This window comes from Deltaproteobacteria bacterium (assembly GCA_016930875.1).
Classification (GTDB): domain Bacteria; phylum Desulfobacterota; class Desulfobacteria; order Desulfobacterales.
In genome coordinates this window covers 1-3,793 of record JAFGFW010000169.1, presented here as the reverse complement: position 1 = coordinate 3,793, position 3,793 = coordinate 1, and the positions used below count along the sequence as shown (strand labels likewise).

Below are 3,793 nucleotides of genomic sequence, written 5' to 3'. Positions count from 1 at the left end.
TCTAAAATTCCTATTTTTTCTATGCTCGCTAATGCAGCGGTTACTTGTGAAGCCGTTCTAAAACCAAATTTGTCCAGGTTCTCAGCGGCAAAGATATTTTTCCCTGCTGTACGCGCTATGAGTTTCAGTGCCCTTTTCTGGTTTAAAGTTAATGGATCCCATACGTAAGAATATTCCGGTATTCGCTTTTCCACCATGTCGCGTTCTACCCTATCAAGGTGTTCAAAGGACAATTCCTTTTCCCTCCACAGATTGAAGAAAAACTCCTGGACATACATGGGGTGATTTTCACACAACGCCACCACATCCTCAATGGATGAATTTTCAATGCTCCTCTTGGCCTTTCGGTATAACCCTTTAACCCACTCTGTATAATCAACCGTTTCGATTTTACCCAATGGAAAACTTGTGGCCAGCATATAAAAGGCACGTTTCCTGTCATTGAACATCTCCGTGATCAGATGCCTTTGGCTTCCAGCGAATATATAGGAGATCCTGTCGTGTTTTTGTATGGACTTTCTAAGGTTCTTTTCAAAGGCATCCCCACCATAAGCGGCAACTTCCTGGAACTCGTCGAAGGCAACGACTAGTTTTTTCTTTTTGGAAAGGGTTTCTATCATTGCGAATAGTTCATCAATGGTTTTATCCTGCATAGCCGTGTTAAAAACCGGCGACGCCGTGGGCATCCCGGTAATCGGGTCCATACTGAAATGTAACCCAATACTCCGTATCCCTTCACGGAGCATCTTCATAAGACGGTTCATCTGTGATTCTAAAGAGCTTATCCCTTTTAGAAATGATATGATAAATTCTCTGACATGCGTCGTCCCGTAGAGATCGATGTAAACAGGCGTTACACTTTTTAGTTCCCTGAATATTTTCAAAATGAGCGAGCTTTTACCGTAGCGCCTGTGGGAGTACAGTAACACGTTTTGAGAGCTCTCTATATATCGTCTTATTTCTTTCTGCTCTTTGATCCTGTCACAGAAAGCTGGTTCTTCAACGACTCCTGAAAACCGAAACGGGTTCTCCATGCCTTTTCCCCACGATTTTCGTTATTGCCGACTCATATTTGAGGTAAATATATTACCTTATTTACGTAATGTCAATCTGTATTTAAGGGGAGCGCTCATTAAAAGGCACCCGTCTCGGCATCCGCACCCTTACCGACCCCAGTCCTCAATTTCAGCCTGGAGCAGGTTTCGGAGCTTCCGGTCTGAAGCGATGTAGTCGCGGTGCAGGAAATCGCTTTGCGATTTAATAGCGAAAAAAGACCCCGAATGGCCAAGCCATTCGGGGTCTTTTGGTTACACGTTTGACTCTAAGCTAGAAGGTCACCATCAGTTGGTTAAAAACCTACCGCCACCCTCAAATTGAACTCATTGACCGTGTCCTCGTATGTAGTACTTGCCTCCGTTTCATACGAAAGCCTCCGGTATTCGCCCATGAGCGTGACGTCCTTGAGCAATTCGTAGTTTGCGCCAAGGGCCAGAACATAATCGAGATCTCCGTCTGTATCCGTATCATGGCCGATATCGTAGTCTTCGTAGCGGGCCGCGACCTCGAACGGATCCATCACCTGGTAGGCAAGACCAACGACGAATGCCTTTTCTTCGTATGCCTTGTTATCGGTGAAGTGTTTTTCACGCTTGGTGGCATCAAAGTACTCTGCATCCAGGGTAAAGCCTGCCATGGACAGTTCACCAAATGCGTTAAAAGTCTCATTTCGCTCGTTGCTATCACCCGGCTCTGAATCAAAGGCAACGCCAAGCATTAACCCTTCCATAGGCTCCACTGACAGGCGGGCGACATAAGATTGTACATCATCTGTTTCAGTATAATTTATCGTATCATCGCCATCGTGATCTTCAGAGTGATCTCTTGCCCAGCCTATGCCGGCCGTGTGCAAGGCTTTGATCAGTTTCTCCCCTTCGTATATGGTGAAAGAAACGTCCAAGCCAAACAATTCCGGACGCGCAAACCCAAACGTAGCAGCCGGCCCGTTGATCAAATAGGCATTATATGTTTCAGTGTCGCTGACCGTATGGGTGAAGAAGTTACCAAATGGCAAGTCGGTTTTGCCAATGATCGCATAAAAGGGGAGTTTTTCCTCATTTTGAAAAGTGACAAAGGCTTGGTCAAACAGAGCTGTGGCGTCCTCATTTCCTCCTTCTTTCCAAATGTCCTCAGCAATGAACACCACACTGGCCGTCGTCCAGTCATTGATAGCCGCTTCGACACCGATCTCTACAGTTGAAATGAATAGATCCGAGGCGCCATCACTATTCTTGTCGCTAATGTCGCGGTGATCCTTATACTGGTAATCCGCCTCCACCGCCCCGCTGATGGTTATATTGTCCTGTATGCCAGCCAAAGGCCCCCCTTCAGCCTTCAATTCTTCTCTGAGTTCTTCCTTGATTTCAGCCTTAAGAGCCTCTTTATCGGCCGCTGGCGCCGCTGCGGCCTCCACCTCTTGCCGCAGGGCCGCGGCCTCACCCTTGGTGATAACCCCCTTTTTTTCAAGAAGCTTCAACAATACTTCCGTCTCCGCACTCAAGGCTTGTGCGTTGGTAGCGAACATGAACAATCCCAAAACGAAAGTCCCCACAAAGACAATCCAACCTTGTTTCTTCATGCTATTCCTCCTTTATGATCAAGTTGTTTGAAGTACAGACCTTGTTGAGTCGTTGAGTAGTTGATTAGCCGTTCGACAGGCCGTTCGACAGGCCGTTCGACAGGCTCACGGTCCCGAGCCTGTCGAGGGACTCACGGCCATGAGCAGCGTCGAATGGTTAAGTGCTTATCATTATTGGAATTTATATTCAGCCATCGTAGCTGCGCTACTTTCAGCCGTCGTAGCCTGCGGCTACTTTGGCGAAGTCGGCATGGCGAAGTCGGCTGGTTTGCATAAAAATTGGATGCTTAATATAATTAAAAGTTTAATATACTGATGTGACATGCTTATTTTTCAACTCAACGACTCAACTATTTGACGATCTCTGAAGTACAAGAAAGCCTCGTATTTCACCTCCCTTCCACAAAAAAAAGCCACGAGGATCCATTGCGTCTGCAAAACAACAGGCCTTCGTGGCTTGGCTCTTATGAAAACTAAGTCTGGTTGCGGAAACTTCAGTTACCGATTTTGTGTGACCGATTAACATGGTTTCAAGATTGCTGTCAAGAAAAAACAAAAAAGGCGCCTCAGCATGGAAATTAAGGAAGACTATTGTAATAAGCTCTCAATTACAACACTACAATCCTTTTGTCAAGCAAGAATACTTCCTCGGCATGCATATTGCGTAGTTTTGTGGGGACAGGTATTCTGTCGCAGTTTTTGTCTCGGATGACCAGTGTTAGTTAGTGACATAACTGATAATCAATTAAAATTGCAGTCGGCGGTTCGGGAGTTCATATCCCGAGGCGCCGCACATCCGTTTTCTTTGAGAATCAGGGCGCCAACGCGGATGTCGCAGACCTTATAGGGATCCATAACCTCAGCTGATATTCCCTATAGAAGGCTGAACTGAAATTCGGACATTTGTGAAACTGCTTGGCCAAATTTCGGTGAAAGAGCACAATCCGAAGGATTTTCTGCTTGACAAGTCTGCTGTTGATACTCCTTATTAAACGCTCGTGACAGCGCGGAGAGTTGCCCCTTCGGCCCAGGCCGTAAACAGATTGAGGTAATGAGTGTTAGTAGATGATATACTAGCCTGGATTCCCATGGTGCTGAATGCTCCTAACGCTACGCTCGCTAAGATTGTTTTCACTGGACCAATAGCAACGGTTCAGC

At 46.3% G+C, this 3,793-nt stretch carries 2 protein-coding genes; both read right to left on the bottom strand.

Features of this window, described 5'->3' with window-relative positions:
• Nucleotides 1–1,034: ATP-binding protein (locus tag JW883_14335; protein MBN1843446.1), on the bottom strand; the 1,034-nt coding region annotated here is incomplete at its 3' end.
• 314 nt (nt 1,035–1,348) lie between these two features.
• Complete coding sequence (locus JW883_14330; GenBank protein MBN1843445.1) at nt 1,349–2,635, bottom strand: LbtU family siderophore porin; 1,287 nt, start codon at nt 2,633–2,635, stop codon at nt 1,349–1,351.
• Between the last annotated feature and the right edge of the window lie 1,158 nt (nt 2,636–3,793).